This window comes from Nocardiopsis sp. ATB16-24 (assembly GCF_030271535.1).
Classification (GTDB): Bacteria; Actinomycetota; Actinomycetes; order Streptosporangiales; family Streptosporangiaceae; genus Nocardiopsis.
Genome location: NZ_JASCXJ010000027.1, coordinates 32,117 through 49,592 on the forward strand (window position 1 = coordinate 32,117; position 17,476 = coordinate 49,592).

At 71.4% G+C, this 17,476-nt stretch carries 18 protein-coding genes; 11 read left to right on the forward strand and 7 right to left on the reverse strand.

Annotated elements, in window-relative coordinates:
* Positions 1-41 precede the first annotated feature (41 nt).
* On the reverse strand, positions 42-755 hold the full coding sequence (locus PFX91_RS21805) for a DUF2267 domain-containing protein (RefSeq protein ID WP_285734774.1): 714 nt from the start codon (positions 753-755) through the stop codon (positions 42-44).
* Positions 756-947: 192 nt separating this feature from the next.
* Here PFX91_RS21805 and PFX91_RS21810 point away from each other — a divergent pair, with 192 nt between their 5' ends.
* The gene (locus PFX91_RS21810; RefSeq protein WP_285734776.1) at positions 948-1,766 is read left to right on the forward strand and encodes a metallophosphoesterase family protein; all 819 of its coding nucleotides are present in this window, start codon (positions 948-950) and stop codon (positions 1,764-1,766) included.
* A 7-nt stretch (positions 1,767-1,773) separates the two neighbouring features.
* Here PFX91_RS21810 and idi read toward each other — a convergent pair whose 3' ends face one another.
* Positions 1,774-2,370: an isopentenyl-diphosphate Delta-isomerase gene (idi, locus tag PFX91_RS21815; RefSeq protein WP_285734778.1), complete on the reverse strand. Its 597-nt coding sequence runs from the start codon at positions 2,368-2,370 to the stop codon at positions 1,774-1,776.
* Positions 2,371-3,015: 645 nt separating this feature from the next.
* On the opposite strand from idi, the gene PFX91_RS21820 reads away from it, so the two are divergent.
* Positions 3,016-3,651, forward strand: a complete 636-nt coding sequence (locus PFX91_RS21820) for an HNH endonuclease family protein (RefSeq protein ID WP_285734807.1) — start codon at positions 3,016-3,018, stop codon at positions 3,649-3,651.
* Positions 3,652-3,855: 204 nt separating this feature from the next.
* Here the strand turns inward: PFX91_RS21820 and PFX91_RS21825 are convergent, their stop codons facing one another.
* A complete protein-coding gene (locus PFX91_RS21825) occupies positions 3,856-4,548 on the reverse strand; it encodes a DUF1028 domain-containing protein (RefSeq protein WP_285734780.1) in 693 nt (230 codons plus the stop codon).
* A gap of 287 nt (positions 4,549-4,835) precedes the next feature.
* Between PFX91_RS21825 and PFX91_RS21830 the strand changes: the two genes are divergently transcribed.
* From PFX91_RS21830 to PFX91_RS21840, 3 genes are all read left to right on the forward strand, one after another.
* Positions 4,836-6,026 (forward strand): NAD(P)/FAD-dependent oxidoreductase, encoded by a 1,191-nt coding sequence (locus tag PFX91_RS21830; protein ID WP_285734782.1) that lies wholly within the window; start codon positions 4,836-4,838, stop codon positions 6,024-6,026.
* A gap of 10 nt (positions 6,027-6,036) precedes the next feature.
* Positions 6,037-6,972 carry a sigma-70 family RNA polymerase sigma factor gene (locus PFX91_RS21835; protein ID WP_285734783.1) on the forward strand — a complete coding sequence of 312 codons (936 nt, stop codon included), beginning with the start codon at positions 6,037-6,039 and terminating at the stop codon, positions 6,970-6,972.
* Positions 6,973-7,187: 215 nt separating this feature from the next.
* A complete protein-coding gene (locus PFX91_RS21840; RefSeq protein WP_285734785.1) occupies positions 7,188-8,306 on the forward strand; it encodes a glycoside hydrolase family 183 protein in 1,119 nt (372 codons plus the stop codon).
* 84 nt (positions 8,307-8,390) lie between these two features.
* On the opposite strand, the gene PFX91_RS21845 is transcribed toward PFX91_RS21840, so the two are convergent.
* A complete protein-coding gene (locus PFX91_RS21845; RefSeq protein WP_285734788.1) occupies positions 8,391-9,155 on the reverse strand; it encodes a LamB/YcsF family protein in 765 nt (254 codons plus the stop codon).
* Between the two features lie 171 nt (positions 9,156-9,326).
* On the opposite strand from PFX91_RS21845, the gene PFX91_RS21850 reads away from it, so the two are divergent.
* From PFX91_RS21850 to PFX91_RS21865, 4 genes are all read left to right on the forward strand, one after another.
* Complete coding sequence (locus tag PFX91_RS21850; protein WP_285734790.1) at positions 9,327-10,229, forward strand: 5-oxoprolinase subunit B family protein; 903 nt, start codon at positions 9,327-9,329, stop codon at positions 10,227-10,229.
* Positions 10,226-11,236: a 5-oxoprolinase subunit C family protein gene (locus PFX91_RS21855; RefSeq protein ID WP_285734792.1), complete on the forward strand. Its 1,011-nt coding sequence runs from the start codon at positions 10,226-10,228 to the stop codon at positions 11,234-11,236. The genes PFX91_RS21850 and PFX91_RS21855 overlap by 4 nt, the downstream gene beginning before the upstream one ends.
* Before the next feature lie 51 nt (positions 11,237-11,287).
* Positions 11,288-11,524, forward strand: coding sequence for an acetyl-CoA carboxylase (locus PFX91_RS21860; protein WP_285734793.1), 237 nt, complete (start codon positions 11,288-11,290; stop codon positions 11,522-11,524).
* A gap of 88 nt (positions 11,525-11,612) precedes the next feature.
* Positions 11,613-12,983, forward strand: coding sequence for an acetyl-CoA carboxylase biotin carboxylase subunit (locus PFX91_RS21865; protein ID WP_285734795.1), 1,371 nt, complete (start codon positions 11,613-11,615; stop codon positions 12,981-12,983).
* A gap of 364 nt (positions 12,984-13,347) precedes the next feature.
* On the opposite strand, the gene PFX91_RS21870 is transcribed toward PFX91_RS21865, so the two are convergent.
* The gene (locus PFX91_RS21870; protein ID WP_285734797.1) at positions 13,348-13,677 is read right to left on the reverse strand and encodes an ArsR/SmtB family transcription factor; all 330 of its coding nucleotides are present in this window, start codon (positions 13,675-13,677) and stop codon (positions 13,348-13,350) included.
* Between the two features lie 139 nt (positions 13,678-13,816).
* On the opposite strand from PFX91_RS21870, the gene PFX91_RS21875 reads away from it, so the two are divergent.
* Positions 13,817-14,932 (forward strand): NADH:flavin oxidoreductase/NADH oxidase, encoded by a 1,116-nt coding sequence (locus PFX91_RS21875; RefSeq protein WP_285734799.1) that lies wholly within the window; start codon positions 13,817-13,819, stop codon positions 14,930-14,932.
* Between the two features lie 246 nt (positions 14,933-15,178).
* Here the strand turns inward: PFX91_RS21875 and PFX91_RS21880 are convergent, their stop codons facing one another.
* Positions 15,179-16,405 (reverse strand): DUF5685 family protein, encoded by a 1,227-nt coding sequence (locus PFX91_RS21880; RefSeq protein ID WP_285734801.1) that lies wholly within the window; start codon positions 16,403-16,405, stop codon positions 15,179-15,181.
* A 176-nt stretch (positions 16,406-16,581) separates the two neighbouring features.
* On the opposite strand from PFX91_RS21880, the gene PFX91_RS21885 reads away from it, so the two are divergent.
* Complete coding sequence (locus tag PFX91_RS21885; protein ID WP_285734804.1) at positions 16,582-16,914, forward strand: hypothetical protein; 333 nt, start codon at positions 16,582-16,584, stop codon at positions 16,912-16,914.
* Positions 16,915-16,930: 16 nt separating this feature from the next.
* Here PFX91_RS21885 and PFX91_RS21890 read toward each other — a convergent pair whose 3' ends face one another.
* A complete protein-coding gene (locus tag PFX91_RS21890; protein ID WP_285734806.1) occupies positions 16,931-17,353 on the reverse strand; it encodes a hypothetical protein in 423 nt (140 codons plus the stop codon).
* Between the last annotated feature and the right edge of the window lie 123 nt (positions 17,354-17,476).

Genomic DNA, 17,476 nt, shown 5'->3' on the forward strand with positions numbered 1-17,476 from the left:
CGCCGACGACATCCTGCCACCGTGGGCGGCTCGGAACGAACTCAACCGCCCGAACCGATCTGGTCCACCGCCTCGTCGATGCGCTCGGCCATCTCGATGTCCCTGGTGGTCACCGCGTCCACGCCGGTCGTGCGCACGGTGAAGGCCACTCCGGTGTCGGTGAGGTGGTGCTCGAAGGAGTGACCGAGCCGGCGCGCGGCGCGCTCGGCCTGGTTCACCAGTGGCGTGATCCGTTCCCTCGGCAACTCCACCTCCCTGGTCAGACCAGCGGTGTCGCCCTCCCAGGAGGTGAGTCGTTCCAAGGCGCGTTCCAACGTCGCCTGGTCGAGTCTGCTCGGTGCGTCCGTCTGCCCGGTGTCGCCGCGTCCGCGTGTTCCCTCGGGGTCGCGGGCCCAGCGGGCGAGTTCCTCGGGCAGCTGGTCGGCGAGTTCGTCGGCGAGCGCCGGTTCGCCGAGCCTGATCCCCGCGAGCACGGCTCCCATCAGCCGCACCCCCTTCTCCGGCGGGCAGCCGACGATCTCCGCGACGTTGACGGCCATCGCTCCGGAGGTGTCCGGTGCGGGTTCCCCTCGCTGCCGCGGGATGTGGTCGCGCAGCGCGGCGGGCATCTGCTCGCGCAGGTACTCGCGTGTGTCGGGGTCGGTGTGCCGGGCCAGTTCACCGGTCACGGCCTCCAACGCCCGGCGGGCCTCGTCGTCGTCGACCGCGTTCCCCTCCTGGATCACATGGTGCAGGAGTTCCTGGTAGGTGATCATCGTCCCCCCTCGTGTGGGCGGGGCCGTGCCCGCCCCGCCCGCCTTCCGCTCTCCCCCTGACCTGCGAACACCGCGCCAAACTCCCCACGGACGCCGGTACCCGGGGCCGGATGCCGTCGGCCCCCTCCGGAAGGGGTGAGCGCCCCCCAGTAGGGTTACCGCGTACTTCAGCCGACACGGAAAGGCGGCGGGATGGGCCTGTTCGCCATCAGCGACCTGCACGTCCGGCACGGTGACAACCGAGCCTTCACCGAAGCCCTGCGACCGGAGTCGGAGGAGGACTGGCTCCTGGTGGCGGGTGACGTCGCCGAGACCACCACCGACATCCTCTGGGCGATGCGGTTGCTGGCCGAGCGATTCTCCACCGTGGTCTGGGTCCCGGGCAACCACGACCTGTGGACCGTCCCCTCCGACCCGGTGCCGTTGCGCGGGCAGGAACGCTACGACCATCTGGTGGGAGCCCTGCGCGAACTAGGGGTGCACACCCCAGAGGACCCCTACCCCGTCTGGGAGGGACCCGGAGGCCCGGTCACGGTCGCCCCGCTGTTCGTCCTGTACGACCACACCTTCCGGCCGGCGGGGACCCGGACCAAGGCCGAGGCCCTGGCCGTCGCCCACGCGGCGGGGGTGGTGTGCACCGACGAGTACCTGCTCCACCCCGACCCCCATCCCGGACGTGACGCCTGGTGCCGCGCCCGGCTGGAGTACACGCGCGGGAGGTTGGACGCGCTGGGGCCGGACGTGCGCACCGTGCTGGTCAACCACTTTCCGCTGGTGCGCGAACCCACCCGGATCCTCCACCACCCCGAGTTCGCCCAATGGTGCGGGACCGAGGCCACCGCCGACTGGCACGTGCGCTACCGGGCCCGCGCGGTGGTCTACGGTCACCTGCACATTCCGCGCACGATCATGGTCGACGGCGTGCCCCACGTGGAGGTCTCCCTGGGCTATCCCCGGGAGTGGGGTGCGCGCCCGCATCCGCCCCAGGGACCGCGCCGCGTTCTGCCCTGAGCGCGCCTCACCAGCCGCGGTCGCCCGCCAGTTCTCGTACCCGAGGAAGCACGGTCTCCCACACCGTGGGGAACCAGACCGAGAAGGGCTTCTCCGCCCGCATCCGCTCCAGTTCGGCGGAGTCGACGAACGCGGTCTCGAAGATCTCCTCGGGGTCGGGTCGCGGTGTGTCCCGCACGAGCCCGACGAAGAGATGGTTGTACTCCTGCTCCACCAGTCCGGTGTCGGTGTCGAGATGGTCATAGCGCACGGTCCCGGCCTCGCGCATCAGCGCGGGCGCCACTCCGAGCTCCTGGCCGGTGCGGCGGGCGGCGGCGGCGAAGGGCGTCTCACCGGGGTAGGGATGGCCACAGCAGGTGTTGGACCACACTCCCGGTGAGTGGTACTTGCCCAGGGCACGACGTTGGAGCAACAGACGCCCCCGCTCGTCGAGGAGGAAGACCGAGAAGGCCCGGTGCAGCCGTCCGGGGGCGATGTGCACGGACAGCTTCTCCGCGGTGCCGATCGTCGTCCCGTCCTCGTCGACCAGTTCGAGCATGATGGGCGCGTCGGTGGAGGAGTCGGTCTGGCCGACCATGTGGTCGCCGACGGATCCGGTGGGCATGGGCCTCCTTCGTCAAGGGCGGGCACGAGGACGTGACCCGCTCTCCGCTCCGCCGCGTCGTGCTCGGGGCCGGCCGCGACGATGAACGGGTGGTGTGGACCGTTCCTCCTGGACGGCTCGGAACGGTGGTCGTGGTCCTCTGGCGGTGTGGAGCGGGCACCGTGGAGGTGGGCGGGTCCCTCAAGCGGGCGTCTCCCCTACCCCGCGGACCACGGCACGATGCCCGTAGGTGACACCGTCGGAACGGATGGTGATGACCACGTACCTGCCACCGTACTCCAGCGAACGGGGCGTTCGCCCAAGGATGTTCGATCCGAGGTCCTCGCCTCTCCCAGGGTCCGACCGTGCCGGTGTCCGCCCGGGGTCGCGCCCTGGTCGGCACGCGCACCCCGGCGGGGGCCACGGGGTGTCTCCCCGGGAAACGGTGGGCCGTCGGGACCGTGCGGCCCGGCCTTCACCCGAGGCGTCGTCCCGGGGAAACCCTCCGGTGGTGAGGATTTCACCGCAGGGGGCTAGCCGACGAAGAGCCGAGCCAGCATCGTGGGGACGTCCGTTCCCCCTTCTCTTCGAAGCGGAGCAACCACGTTGCGCAGTTCCCCCCTCCCCTCCTCCGAGTCCCCCCTCCCCTCCAGAACGCCCCGAGCGCTGCTCGGTCTCCTGGCCACGACGGTCGTGGCGGTCCTGGTCGCCGTCCTGGGCTGGGCGACCCCCGCCGCCGCCCACCACGTCCTCCCGCCCGGCATCCCCTCCACCGCCGCAGCGCAGTCACAGCTCAATTCCCTGACCGTGCGCCCCAAGGGCAGCGGCGCCGGTTACGACCGCAGCCTGTTCCCGCACTGGGTCATCGTGCAGGGCACGTGCGACGCGCGCGAGTACGTGCTGCGCCGCGACGGCCACACCGTCCAGGTCGACGGCAGTTGCCGGGCGACGTCGGGACGGTGGTCCAGCGAGTACGACGGGGTCTGGACGGGCAACGCCTCCGAGTTCGACATCGACCACATGGTGCCGCTCAGCGACGCCTGGCGTTCGGGTGCCGACACCTGGACCACGGCGAAGCGCCGTGACTTCGCCAACGACGTGAACTCCCCACAGCTGTGGGCCGTCAGCGCCTCCAGCAACCGTTCCAAGGGCGACAGGGACCCCTCGCAGTGGATGCCCCCGCGCACCGCGATCCACTGTTCCTACGTCAAGTCCTGGGTCAACGTGAAGTACCGTTACGGCCTCTCGGTCACCTCCGCCGAGAAGTCGTCCATCCAGAACACCATCAACACCCGCTGCTGACCCTTCTCCCGGGCCCTCACACCGCCTCCGCGCGGCGTGAGGGCCCGGCGGCTCCGTGACCACCGCCTCGAGGATCACCGGGCCGCGCGGCGAGAGCGGTCGAACGTCCGTTCCGCGCGGGCGGGTCGTGTCCGACCGGCACCGGCCCGCCCATGGCGCCCGTACCGCCTCCTCACGAGGTCGCCGCGCGCGAGGTGGCCGGGCTCAGTCCTGGTCGAGTTCCAGCAGCCGTGCGAAGTCTCCCGCGGGCCGCTCACGCGTGGGCATGGCCTCCACGAACGGCAGCAACTCGCGCCTGGCCACATCGTGGACCCGGCGCAGTTCGACCACCGGGTCGGGGTGCTCGTCCACCCTCAGGTCCACGTAGGGGTAGGGGCGGCCGGTGTGCACGTACAGCGCGGCGCTCTGCTTACCCCGCCTGTCGCCGCCGGCGGCCTGCCCCGCCTCCAGGGCGCCCAACAGCCGCTCGTCCAGCCGCTCCCCCGCACCGGCCTCGAAACGCTCCGCCATCGCGTCGAGGGTGTCGGCTCCGGTCAGGATGTTCCCCGCCACCACGTAGCCCTCCCCCGTCCTGTGGCCGCTCCAGGGGTGCGTCTCGGGGCCGGTGTACGCGGCGGCGCCTCCCGTGGCGTCGACCATCGCCACCTGCCGCGAGTCCACCGCCGGGTCGGTCTCCAAGACCCGGTGCAGCGCCTCCTCCGCGCCGTGGGAGCGCAGCAGTTCCAGGGCGTCGGCGCCCAGCAGCGGGTTGATCAGCGCCTGGGTCGCGACCGCACCCGCTTGCGCGTGCGCGAACACCGAGAAGGCGCCGATCGCCGGCATCCTGCTGCTGAGCGCGACACCGCACGTTCTCGTGGCGACGTCGTAGGCGACGATCGAGAAGGTACCTGCGTACAACCTTGGATCACCTTGGGTGTGCGAACGTACGGCCGTGGGGTCCACGGCGCGTACGGAGTGTGCGATGGGGCGCCCACGCCGAGGATCCGGGGGGCGCGTGGGTCACCGGAATGCTACCGGGCACGTGGAGGACGGGGAGGATCGGGCCACGGTGCCCCTCTCCTGAGCGCTCGGGGCACCGGGAGGGCCGACCATCCCCCGAATGTGACTTAGGTCACATTCTGCTCCTGTCAGGGATCCGGGTCCCGTCTCGTTCAGAGGGGGAGCGAACAGACAGGAGCACGAACATGCGGCACCGCATCCTCATTCTCGGAGCAGGGTACGCCGGGGCCTCCGCCGCCGGGTACCTGGCTCGTCACCTGCACCCCGACGACGTCGAGATCACCGTCGTCAACGCCGGACCCGACTTCGTCGAGCGGATACGCCTGCACCAGGTGGCCGCCGGCCGGGGACCGCGCCGCCACGGGCTGGCGGAGATGTTCGCGGGAACCGGCGTCCGACTGCGCCGGGCACGCGTCACCGCCGTCGACGCCCAACGGCGGACCGTCACCGTGGTCGACGACGAGGGCACCGACCTGCTCGCGTACGACACCCTCCTCTACACGCTCGGCAGCACCATCGCCGACCACGGTGTACCGGGAGTGACCGAGCACGCCTTCCACGTCGCCGAGGGGCCCGCGGCGCTGCGTCTGCGCCGACGCCTGGACGAACCGGGCGGCGACGGAAGGGTACTGGTCGTCGGCGGCAACCTGACCGCGATCGAGACCGCCACCGAGATCGCCGAGTCCCACCCGGGACTGCGCGTGGCCCTGGCCACCACCGGCGAACCGGGCGGATGGCTGGGCCCCAAGGCCCGACGCCACCTGCGGCGCGCCTTCGACCGGCTCGGTATCACCGTCCACGAGGACACCACCGTCACACGCGTGCGGGACGACGGCGTCGTCACCGCCGACGGCACCGTCCTCGCCTCCGACGTCACCGTGTGGGCTGCCGGTTTCGCCGTCCACCCCATCGCCGCCTCCAGCGGCCTCGCCGTCGAGGAGGACGGCCGCATCACGGTCGACACCATGATGCGCTCGGTCTCTCACCCGGGGGTGTACGCCGCCGGCGACAGCGTGCACGCACTCGGGGAGAACGGGCGACCGTTGCCGATGTCCTGCGCCTCTGCGGGCTTCACCCGGATGCGGGCGACGGCCGCGATCCTCGCGGACCTGACCGGACGCACGGGCATGCGGACCCCGTTGACCTACTTCGGCAACTGCATCGGTCTCGGCCGAGGGGACGGGATCTTCCAACCGGTCGACGGCGAGGCACGGTCGAGTTCCTGGTCCCTGCGCGGTCGGCCGGCCGCGGGCTTCAAGGCGTTCGTGTTCCGGGGCACCATCTGGAACATGGCCCACCCGACCTACGGACTGCCGGCGCGCAGGCGCCGTCTGGTCGGTGCGCCGGTCCGTTCCGTCGAGATGGCCGCCGACTAACGTGGCCCTCATGGACGCCACCTCCGTGGAGCTGTTCGAGGCCGGCCGGAACCGGTTGGCCTCGCTCGCCTACCGCCTCCTCGGTTCGGCGGCCGACGCCGAGGACGTCGTTCAGGACGCGTTCTTGCGCTGGCAGGCCGCCGACCGGGGACACATCGAGGTTCCCGAGGCGTGGCTGACCAAGGTGGTCACCAACCTGGCCCTGGACAGGCTCCGCTCGGCGAGGGCACGACGCGAACGCGCGGTCGGCGCCTGGGTGCCCGAACCGCTCCTGGACGGCGACCCGATGCTGGGACCGGCCGACACCGCCCAGCAGCGCGAATCGGTGACCCTGGCGGTGCTGATGCTCCTGGAACGCCTCTCGCCCGTCCAACGGGCGGTCTACGTCCTGCGGGAGGCCTTCTCCTACGGCCATGGCGAGATCGCCCAGATCCTCGACATCACCGAGTCCGCGAGTCAACAGCACGCCCACCGGGCCCGGCGCCGCGTCGCCGCCGAGCGCGACACCGCCGAGGTCGACCGGGCCCTGGCCCGTCGGGTCGTCGAGGCGTTCGTCGAGGCCGCCTCCTCAGGGCGCACGGAGCGGCTGGTGGCGCTGTTGACCGACGACGCCGTCGCGATCACCGACGGCGCCGGGCTGGCCGGAAAGCTGCTGCGGTACTCCTCTCCCGAGCGGGTCGCCGCCGTCATACGGGCCGGCTTCACACCGACTCCGGCGAAGCGGAGGCTGGCCGGTGGCTCTCCGTCGATCCACGCCGGCGTGGTCAACGGCTCGCCCGCCATGATCGCCGCGCTCGCCGACCGGGTGGTGGGGGTGGTGCTGCTGGACGTTCGCGGCGACAGGATCGCGGCCGTGCGCGGTATCGCCTCCCAGGAGCGGCTCGGCCGTCTCAGTGAACAGTGGCGGCGCGGCGACCACGGGGACCCCCTCATCGCCTCGTGGTGAGGTGCCCTGACCCGCCGGGCCCGTCGGCCCCCGAGGCTCACCGGCCCTCGCCCCCTGCGGGGCCGCGCGGCGACAGTGCGCGGTTCCGTCCCGGTGCACGGGCCCGCCCTCCTCGGGACGGGCCTCCCCCGGCCCTTCACACGCACCGTGTGATTGACACCACGCTCACCGGTCGATGATCCTGGGTGACCGACTACTCACGAGTAGGAGCGACCTTGATCGACCCTCCCCCCAATCCGGTCGACCCCCCGCGGATGGGCCGGGCCGCCTTCCTTCGCACCTCGGCCGGCGCACTCCTCGGCTCCGGGCTACTGCTCGGCGCGGCCTCTCCCGCCAGGGCCGACGACCCCCACCCCCGACGGGCACTCCAGGTCACCAAGATCGCCGACCTCACCGGCCCCGGCTCGACCACGCGCTTCCGGATGGAGGCCACCGACCTCGGCATCCCGGCCCGCACCCCCGACGGGCGGATGCTCTTCGTCTTCGGTGACAGTTTCGAACACGCCTGGGTCGGCGGCGGGTGGTGGCGTTCCCCCACCGCCCTGTACTCCACCACCACCGACCTCGACGCCGGGGTGGAGTGGTCGGGCGCCGTGGGAGGGGAGGCCGCCCACCAGCTGTGGCACTACGACCACGACAACCCGGTGTTCACCACCGTCCTGCCCTCCGACGTGATCACCATCGGCGGCACCATGTACCTGCACGCGATGGTCAACAACGGCCTGGGCAACGTGGTCTGGACGGAGATCTGGCGGTCCGACGACTCCGGCGCCACCTGGGTCCACACCGGCGCGCACTTCGACTCCGGCCTGCACGGCGGCCTGTTCCAACTGCTCAGCTGGGGCGAGGGCAACGACGGCTACGTCTACGTCTACTCCACCTCCTTCACCCGCAGCCGACCGATCATCCTGCATCGGGTGCCCTCCGTGGCCATCGCCGACCCGGCCGCCTACGAACCGTGGGGGTACCGCGACGGCGCCTGGGGCTGGGGCAACCCGCCCACACCGATCCTGGAGGGCGCCTTCGGCGAGCTGTGCCTGCGCCCGCTGGGCGGTAAGTGGGTTCTGACCTGGTTCAACGCCGGGGACTACCGCATCGACGGCATCATCATGGACACCCCCACGTCGAACCTGTACACGGCCCATCGCCGCACCCTGATCCGGGGCGGGGCGTGGGGCCACGAGGACGACCTCCACGTGGCCCAGCTCTACGGCGGCTACATCATCCCCGGGTCCACGCTGGACGACCTGCACCTGACCGTCAGCCAGTGGAACACCGAGCAGGGCTGGCCCTACCGGGTCATGCAGCACCGCGTCCGCGGGTTCGGCCTCTGAGCGTGACCGCCACGCCGCAGCGGGGCGTGGACGCCTGGCTCCCGGGCCCCGGTGCGACCATCGGGGCCCGGGCAGGCGTCCGGTTCAGGCACCCCGGGCGGCGAGCACCTCCGCCATGGGCGCCATGCGCACTCCCTCCGCCTCGAACGCCCGGATGATCTCCTCGGCGATCTCGGGGGCGTTGGGGCGGTCCCCGTGGATGCAGATCGTGTCGGCGTCCACGGCGATCCGGGCGCCGGTGGTCGAGACCACCTCGCCACGGAGGACGCCCAGGGCCTTCTCGGCGCACGCCCGGGGGTCCTTGGGCCGCGGATCGGGTTCGATGACGATGGTGCCGTCGTCGTACTCCAGATCGGCGAACGCCTCACGGGCCACCCGGGCCCCCCGCGCCGCGGCACGGTCCGCGGTGGGGCCCGCCAACAGCACCGTGATCATCCCCAGCGCGGTGACGGCGTCGGCGATGGCGTCGGCGATCTCCGGTTCGCGCAGGGTCAGACCGTACAGCGCGCCATGGGGTTTGACGTGGTGGACGTCCACCCCCGCGCCCTCGGCGAACGCCCGCAGCGCCCCGTACTGGTACACGCACGCGTCGGCGGCCTCCTGGGGCGAGAGCCTCATCGACCGGCGTCCGAAACCCGCCAGATCGGGCAGCCCGGGGTGCGCCCCCAACGCCGTTCTCCCTGACCTGGCCAACTCCACCGAACCGCGCATCGTGGCCGGATCCCCCGCGTGCCAGCCGCAGGCCACGTTCACCGACGAGACCAGGGGCAACAACCGCTCGTCCTGGCCCAGCCGCCACCTGCCGAAGCTCTCCCCCGCGTCGGCGTTCAGATCAATGAGCCTCTTCATCGGCGAACCTCCCGTGACGCCCCGTCCATGCCCTCGCCCATGCCCGGATCCGCCCCGGCGGACACGCCGAGGACACCAATCTTTGGCCTGGTCAACGGGTACGGTCCAGCATGTCCAGGGAAGGTGCATGTCCAAAGAAGGTCCGGGGACGGCGTCCACGAGGGAGGACCCATGGCCAACGCATCGGTGGAGCTGCCACCGGCCCGCTACGACCACGGCGGGGACGAGTTCGTCTTCGTCGAACTCGACCGGGCCATGAGCCTGGAGGCCAACTTCAAGGCCATGGCCATCACCTCCGCGCTCCAGGAGGAGAACCTGGAGGGCGTGCTGGACATCTGCCCCTCGAACGCCTCCTACCTGATCCGGGTCGATCCCGACCGTCTCCATCCCGCCGAACTGGTGCGTCACCTGGAGGGCCTGGAGCGTTCGGTCGCGCCGCTGGCCCCGGACAAGGCCGTACGGACCCGGGTGGTCGACGTTCCCGTCCTGTACGACGACCCCTGGACCCACGAGACCCTCATGAGGTTCCGTGACAGGCACCAGGACCCCGAGGCCACCGACCTGGAGTACGCGGCACGCGTCAACGGCTTCGCCTCCGTCGGAGAACTGGTCGAGGCCCTGTCCGGTTCCCCGTTCCTGGTCACCATGATCGGTTTCGTGCCGGGCCTGCCGTTCTGTTACCAGATGGTGCCTCGGGAGCGGCAGATCGAGGTCCCCAAGTACGTCCGTCCGCGCACCGACACCCCCGAGCGGGCCTTCGGGTACGGCGGCGCGTTCGCCGTGGTCTACCCGGTGCGCGGCGCCGGCGGATACCAGCTCTTCGGACTCGCGCCGGCCCCGGTGTTCGACCGCACCCAGCGCCTGGCCGACTTCGAGGACGGCATCGTCTTCCCCCGCCCCGGCGACATCCTGCGTTACAGGTCCATCGACCGCTCGGAGTTCGACGCGATCCGCGACGAGGTGGAGCGGGGCACGTTCCGCTACCGGATCCGGGAGTTCGAGTTCGCCCCGGCGCACTTCCTGACCGACCCCGACGGAGTGAACGCCCAGATCCTGGAGGTGCTGTACCGATGAGCACCCGAAGCGGTGAAGTGGTCGTGGTACGCGGTGGCCTGCACACCACCGTGCAGGACACCGGACGCGACGGGTACTACTCGTTGGGGATACCGCCCTCCGGGGCGATGGACCGATTCTCCTACCGTGTGGCCAACATGCTGGTCGGCAACCCCGACGGGGCGGCCGCGCTGGAGGCGACCTACGTCGGCCCGACCCTGGAGTTCACCGACGACCGGCGCGTGGCGGTGACCGGCGCCTCGGCCCCGGTCACGGTCAACGGCGAACCGGTGCCCACCTGGCAGGTGCTGGAGGTCCGTTCGGGGGACGTGCTGGAATTCTCCATGCTCACGGCCGGGGCGCGCCTGTACATCGCGATCAGCGGCGGGGTCGCGGTGCCGGTCTATCTCGGTGCCCGATCCACCTACACCCTCACCGGGCTGGGCGGGTTCGAGGGACGACGGCTCGCCGACGGCGACCGGCTCCCCCTGGGCGAGGAGGAGATCGCCGACCCGCCCAGGGTGGGCAGCGCGGTCGAGGAGGCCCTGCGTCCCGACCTTCCCGACGTCGCGCTCCTGCGCACCATGATCGGTCTGTGCAGTTACCGCGTGACCGAGGAGTCCATGCGCGTGTTCACCTCCACGGAGTGGAAGGTCACCAAGGACGCCGACCGGATCGGCTACCGGCTCCACGGCGGCCGGTTCGACTTCGTGGACCGAGAACCGCCCCACGGCGCCGGCAGCGACCCCGCGAACGTGGTCGACCTGGGCTATCCCCTGGGCTCCATCCAGGTGCCCGGTGGGGACGAGCCGATCGTCCTGCTCAACGACGCGGTCACGGCCGGAGGCTACGCCACGGTGGGCACGGTCGTCTCGGCGGACCTGGACCGGATCGCCCAGGCCAAGACCGGTGACCGTGTCCGTTTCGAGTCGGTGGACCTACGGACGGCCCTGGAGGCCCGCGCGGACCGGCACGCCCGACTCGAACGCGTACGCCGGGCGCTGCGGGAGCAGGGCGCACACGCCTGAGACGGAACCGACGCGAGGGCCACCGACGCCCGACAACAGGAGGGGACACACGTGACGACCATCAAGACGGCGATGCCCGGAGTCATCTACCGTCGGCCCTCGCCCGAGGAGGAGCCCTTCGTCCGGGAGGGCGAGACCATCGAGGAGGGTCAGACGATCGCCCTGGTCGAGGTGATGAAGAACTTCAACGAGGTCAAGGCCGACCAGTCCGGCAGGCTCACCCGGTTCCTGGTCGAGGACGGTGACGAGGTGGCCATCAGCCAGGACATCGCCGAGTTGGAGGACTGAGGGTCGTCCCGTCCGGGGGCGGGCGCTCACGTCCCCACCCCGGACGGCGGACACGACCGCGGACCACAGCCACGACGGGAAAGAGCCATTGAACGAACTACGGCGGGTCCTGGTGGCCAACCGGGGCGAGATCGCGTTGCGGATCATCCGTGCGTGCCACACGGCCGGGATCGAGGCGGTCTCGGTGTACTCCACGGCCGACGAGAACGCGCACTGGGTACGGCTCGCCGACGAGGCCCGGCACATCGGGGCCTCGCCCGCGCACAAGTCCTATCTGAACGTCGACGCCGTGCTGGAGGCGGCCGTCGACACGGGAGCGGACGCCGTGCACCCCGGTTACGGGTTCCTCTCCGAGAACGAGGCGTTCGCCCGCGCGGTAAAGGAGCGCGGTCTGATCTTCGTCGGTCCTTCCGCCGAGGTGATCGCCGCGATGGGGAACAAGTCCCACGCCCGGCGGACCGCGGTCGAGGCCGGGGTCCCGGTGGCTCCGGGAACGGGTCCCCTGACCGACGTGGACGCGGCGCTGCGGGAGGCCGAGGAGATCGGGTACCCGGTGCTGATCAAGGCGTCCGCGGGCGGGGGCGGTCGTGGCATCCGCCCCGTGTTCTCCCCCGACGAACTGGCCGAGGTGTTCCCGGGAGCCGGGGCGGAGGCGGCCGCCGCCTTCGGTGACGGCACCCTCTACCTGGAACGCGCCGTGGAGGGGGCGCGCCACATCGAGGTGCAGGTCCTCGCCGACACCCACGGCAACGCCGTGCACCTGTTCGAACGCGACTGTTCGGTGCAGCGACGCCGACAGAAACTGGTGGAGGAGGCGCCCGCTCCCGGTCTGAGCGACGCCCTGCGTTCGGAGGTGGCCGACGCGGCGGTGCGGCTGGCCCGCCACGTGGGCTACGTGGGCGCGGGGACCGTGGAGTTCCTGGTCGGCCCGGACGAGGCGGTGTACTTCATGGAGATGAACACCCGCATCCAGGTCGAGCACCCCATCACCGAGTGCGTCACCGGGGTGGACATGGTCGCCGAACAGCTGCGGATCGCCGCGGGCGCCCCCCTGTCGTTCGCCCAGTCCGACGTGGTGCTGAACGGCGCCGCCGTGGAACTGCGGATCAACGCCGAGGACCCCGAACGCGACTTCGCGCCGACCCCCGGAACGCTCGACGCCTTCACCGTTCCCGGTGGTCCGGGTGTGCGGGTGGACACCGGGTTCGTCACCGGGGACACGATCAGCCCGTTCTACGACTCCCTGTTGGCCAAGCTGATCTGCTGGGGCGCGGACCGCTCCCAGGCCCTGGCGCGGGCCCGGCAGGCGCTGGAGGAGTGGGAGATCGCGGGGGTGAGCAGCACCAAGGCCCTGCACCGGTACCTGCTGGACGACGAGCGGTTCCGTGCGGGCGCCGTGGACACCCGCTGGCTCGAACACCGCCTGTGCGAGGGGCCCTGGACGGCTCCGCAGGGCTGACCGGACCCGGTCGGGGGCACGGGGCGTCGGTCCGTTCCCCGGGTCTCGTCGCTCACCCACGACCGGATGTCGGAAGACTTCGGAGGCGGTCGTGGGAGGACATCGCCCGGGTCGCCGTCGCCATGGTCCGCGCGCAGGGCCGCCGGGCGCCCCTCTCCCGTGGACGATCCGGCCCGGTCCCGATCGACGACGCCGACGACCGCTTCGTCGTCGGTGAGATCGACCGGCGGGCGTTGTTCGGCGGGACGGCGAGACGCGCCCCAGGTGATGACCCGGATCGCGGACCGGCCCTACAGGGCCGTTCGGGCTGCCGGGGCGGGTGTGGGGGGCGGTCCACGGCGACCGTACGAGCCGGGACCCCGGTCTAGGAGGCGCCCAGGATCGCGGCGAGCAGTCCGGGCATCCTCGCTTCGAGGTCCTCCTCGCGCAGCCGGCTCATGCGCGAGGTCCCCTCGTAGTACTGATGGATCACCCCGGCCTCGCGGAGCACCCGGAAGTGATGGGTGGAGGTGGACTTGCTCACCGGCAGGTCGAAGGCCACACAGGACATGTCGCCGTGGCCCCGCGCCAACGTGCGCACGATCCGCAGGCGTATCGGGTCCGCCAGCGCGCTCAGTACCGGCTCCAGGCGGATCTCGTCGCGATCGGGGTGGTGAAGCCGCCGCCCCGCGCCGACCTGACTGGCCTTGGACATGCTCCGACCCTCCGTCGACGTGACTCCTTCCACAAAGTACGAGAATCCTCGTAGTTTGACAAGGATCGTAGTACGGCGGCTATCGTACGAGGGTCGCCCGCCAGGACGCCCCCGACGACGCCGACACGAAGGACCTACCGTGAGTTCCCTGTTCACCCCGCTGTCCCTACGGTCGCTGACGATCCCCAACCGCGTGTGGATGTCCCCGATGTGCATGTACTCCGCCGCCTCGGAAGGGGACGAGACCGGAGCGCCCACCGACTTCCACCTCACGCACCTGGCGAGCCGGGCCGCCGGAGGCGCGGGGCTGGTGATGACCGAGGCCACCGCCGTCCGACCCGACGGGCGGATCAGCCCATGGGACCTGGGGCTGTGGAACGATCGTCAGCAGGAGGCCTTCGCCCGCCTCACCACGGCCCTGCGCTCCCACGGCTCCGTGCCGGCCGTCCAGCTCTCCCACGCCGGCCGTAAGGCCTCCACCGACAGGCCCTGGCACGGTGGGGGCCACCTGACCGAGGCCGAGGGCGGCTGGCGGGCGGTCTCCCCCAGCGCCGAGGCCCTCCCCGGGTTCGCGACCCCCCACGAGCTGACGGAGGCGGAGATCGACCGGCTGGCGGCGGACTTCGCCGCCTCGGCCGAACGCGCCCTGGCCGCCGGGTTCCAGGTCGCCGAGGTGCACGGCGCGCACGGCTACCTGCTCCACTCCTTCCTCTCCCCCGCCGCCAACCACCGCACCGACGCCTACGGCGGTGACATCGAGAACCGCATGCGCTTCCCCTTGCGGGTGGTGGAGGCCGTGCGCGAGGTCTGGCCGGAGGAGCTTCCGGTGTTCTTCCGCACCTCGGCCACCGACTGGCTGAGCGAGGACCCCCAGGACCCCAGGCAGGGCTGGACCGGTGACGACACCGTCCTTCTGGCCAAGGAGCTCCAGGCTCGGGGCGTGGACCTGCTCGACGTCTCCACCGGCGGGGTGGTCCACGACGCCCGGATCCCCGTGGGGCCCGACTACCAGGTGCCCTTCGCCGCCCAGGCCCGACAGGAGACCGGTATCCCCACCTCCGCCGTCGGGCTCGTCCTCGACCCCCGGCAGGCCGAGAAGATCGTCGCCTCCGGCCGCGCCGACGCGGTGATGCTCGGTCGTCAACTGCTGCGCGAGCCCTACTGGGCCCACCGCGCCGCCATCGAACTGGGCGTTGAACCCGACTGGCCCGACCAGTACGGCCACGCCGTGAAGCGTCGCTCACAGAGGAAGTGACCGGAGGGGGCGTCGGTTCCGGTGGAGGCCGGAGCGGGAGCGACAGCGTCGTCTCCTGAGCCCACCGCCTTCGGGGCGGGCCGTCGCCGTCCCCCACCACTCTCCCGGTTCCGCCGCGACCACCGAGGGGAACGTTGGGCTCACCGGGACGAATCCCGGTGAGCGGATGTCGGGGAAGGCGGTCGCCTCCACGTTCGCGGTCGGGTGTGTGCGGCGCTTCGGCCGTCGCACACGCCGCTCCCTTACTCAGTCACAGCACTTACAGCATTCGCAACACTGGCAACACTCACAGCACTCGCAGGCGTTGCACCAGGCGCTGCGTGGCCTGCCCGACCACGGGCCGGGATGGGGATCGCGGCAGCACAACTGACCGGTGCCGCACATGAACAGCGCCACCGCGCAGCCCGCCAGCGGGCCCCGCCGTCGGGGCGGGTGACGCAAGGCGGGGGTGTCGCACGAACAGGAGTCGCAGCAGCCGGTGCTCCCGCCTTCGCCAGAGCCGCTTCCTCCCCCGTGACGGCCCTTGTGAGCGTGGGAGTCACCGTCGCCGCTTCCGTGCCGGTGGTGGGGCGGCTGATGAGGGTGGCAATGATGGGGACGCCGCGGGCCCTGGGGGTACCCACCGTGGGCGAAACCACGGGCGACGGCGCGGTGCGCCTCCTTGACCAGGAGCGCCCGGACCAGTCGGTCGTCGGTGAACTCCGCCTCCTCCAGCGCCAGCCGGATGCCCAAAAGCGCGTCGTCGCACAGTTCGCGAACCCGGTCGAGGCCGGTGCCGGTGGCGGTGAGCGGGTTCCAAGCGCCCTTCTCCCGGTCCTCCTGACGGTCCTCGACCGCGTCCAACAGGTGGGCGACGCGTCCGAACAGGCGCCCCGCCTCACGTAGCGGTTCGGTGTTGGCGGGGCGCCCCGCCAACACCGCGGTGTGCGCGAACGCCTCACCGGTGGCCTCCTCGGTCGGCCACGTCACCGCCAGGACGTCGGTTCCGGGCCCGGCCGCCTCCTCGACCTGTCGTTGACGATCGATGACCGCGACGAGTCCGGCGCCGTCGAATCCGAGTCCGGCGCCCGCCCGGCTCGCGTCGCGCCGCCAGCGCCCGGCCACCCGCCCGGCGAGGACGCGCACACCACGGCGGGCGTAGGGGCCGTCGCCGTCCTGGATGTGGTCGGCGATCTTGGCGGAGGCCAGCAGCAGTGACACCGCCGCCGCCAGACGCGCACCGGGCCCCTCGGCGACCTCGGCCCCGCGCATCCCCCGCAAGGGGCAGCGACCGGCCCGGCGCGTGCCCGCGCACTCCGTGGACTGCGCGGCCGTCAGAACCGACACCACCAGTCCGTCGTAGTTGGTGGCGATACGGGAGGCCTGGCCGTGGTCGTCGCGCAGCGCCAGGCACAGCCCGCACATGTGCGCCATCCACTCCTCGGCCAGTCCGTCGGGCAGGGTGTGCCGGCAGGGGCGCAGGATTCCGAACACGGGCGTGGTACCTCTGTCTCCCTCAAGGGTCGGGCCATCGGCACGTTCGACGCCGGAACCGCGCGGGTGGTTCTGTCCTGCCTTTTCCTTCGAAGAGCGGTGAGGAGGCATGGAACGCGCCTCGCCGTGGTTGGAAGGGGCACACGTCCGTCCACGAACGGAAAAGAGGTGCGGCGATGACCTGGATTCCCGACACGTGCACACTGCCCACCACCGAACGGCCGCTGCGATCGCGGGAGTTCGCGTCGCTGTTCGACGACGCGTTGCGGTCCCTGGCCCGCACCGGCCCCGGCGCACTGACCCTGTACCTCGTTCCGTTCCCGCGGACCGAGGAGAGGGTGCGCGACCTGGTCGCTCGGGAGTCGTCCTGCTGTTCCTTCTTCACCTTCGCGGTGGAACGCGACCACGACCGTGTGAAGGTCGGCGTCACCGTGCCCGAGGGCAGGGAGGAGGTCCTGGACGGCCTCGCCCGCCAGGCCGAGGACGCCCTCCGCTCCAGGGCCGGGTGAGGGGCGCACCCCCGGTTCACCAGGAGATGAGCCTGACCGCGCGGTCCGAGGCCGGCACCACCCGCTCGGTTCCGTCTTCACGGACCCGCAGGCCCCCGGGCTCCAGGGTGTAGGCGAGCTCGCGCAGGTTCTCCGCCAGGCGAGGACGGCCGTAGGAGTACCAGTTCCAGCGGACCCGATCGGCGCCGAGGAGGGTGAACCCCCTTCCCTCGAAGACGACCTGTGCCGGGTTCCACACGCGCAGGCACTCGGCCTCGTGGAAGGACAGAAGGAGCACGTCACCCTCGGCCCAGGCCCGGGTGAGCACGTGACCGTTGTCCATGGGGGCGCCGAACCACCGGCCGAAGAAGCGCAGGGTGCCGTAGACACCCTCGTGATGGGTGACCGGGAACGCGATCCGTTCGGCCAGGGCGTGGGCGATCCGCTGGGTCGGGCTCATTGGTAGTCAGAGGCGCGGTACCCGTTCCCGGGCCCGTTTCCTCATCCCCCTTTCAATCCGTGCGTGCGGTTTTCCCGCACACGGCTTACCGATGATCTTCTAAACCGGGTTACGCAACCCCGG

What these genes read in the sequence shown, in the direction of transcription:
- PFX91_RS21890 (WP_285734806.1), bottom strand. Translation starts at nt 17,353, where the DNA reads ATGAGCCCGACCCAGCGGATCGCCCACGCCCTGGCCGAACGGATCGCG.
- PFX91_RS21870 (WP_285734797.1), bottom strand. Translation starts at nt 13,677, where the DNA reads ATGTCCAAGGCCAGTCAGGTCGGCGCGGGGCGGCGGCTTCACCACCCC.
- idi (WP_285734778.1), bottom strand. Translation starts at nt 2,370, where the DNA reads ATGCCCACCGGATCCGTCGGCGACCACATGGTCGGCCAGACCGACTCC.
- PFX91_RS21805 (WP_285734774.1), bottom strand. Translation starts at nt 755, where the DNA reads ATGATCACCTACCAGGAACTCCTGCACCATGTGATCCAGGAGGGGAAC.
- PFX91_RS21850 (WP_285734790.1), top strand. Translation starts at nt 9,327, where the DNA reads ATGGCCAACGCATCGGTGGAGCTGCCACCGGCCCGCTACGACCACGGC.
- PFX91_RS21810 (WP_285734776.1), top strand. Translation starts at nt 948, where the DNA reads ATGGGCCTGTTCGCCATCAGCGACCTGCACGTCCGGCACGGTGACAAC.
- PFX91_RS21830 (WP_285734782.1), top strand. Translation starts at nt 4,836, where the DNA reads ATGCGGCACCGCATCCTCATTCTCGGAGCAGGGTACGCCGGGGCCTCC.
- PFX91_RS21855 (WP_285734792.1), top strand. Translation starts at nt 10,226, where the DNA reads ATGAGCACCCGAAGCGGTGAAGTGGTCGTGGTACGCGGTGGCCTGCAC.
- PFX91_RS21845 (WP_285734788.1), bottom strand. Translation starts at nt 9,155, where the DNA reads ATGAAGAGGCTCATTGATCTGAACGCCGACGCGGGGGAGAGCTTCGGC.
- PFX91_RS21885 (WP_285734804.1), top strand. Translation starts at nt 16,582, where the DNA reads ATGACCTGGATTCCCGACACGTGCACACTGCCCACCACCGAACGGCCG.
- PFX91_RS21835 (WP_285734783.1), top strand. Translation starts at nt 6,037, where the DNA reads ATGGACGCCACCTCCGTGGAGCTGTTCGAGGCCGGCCGGAACCGGTTG.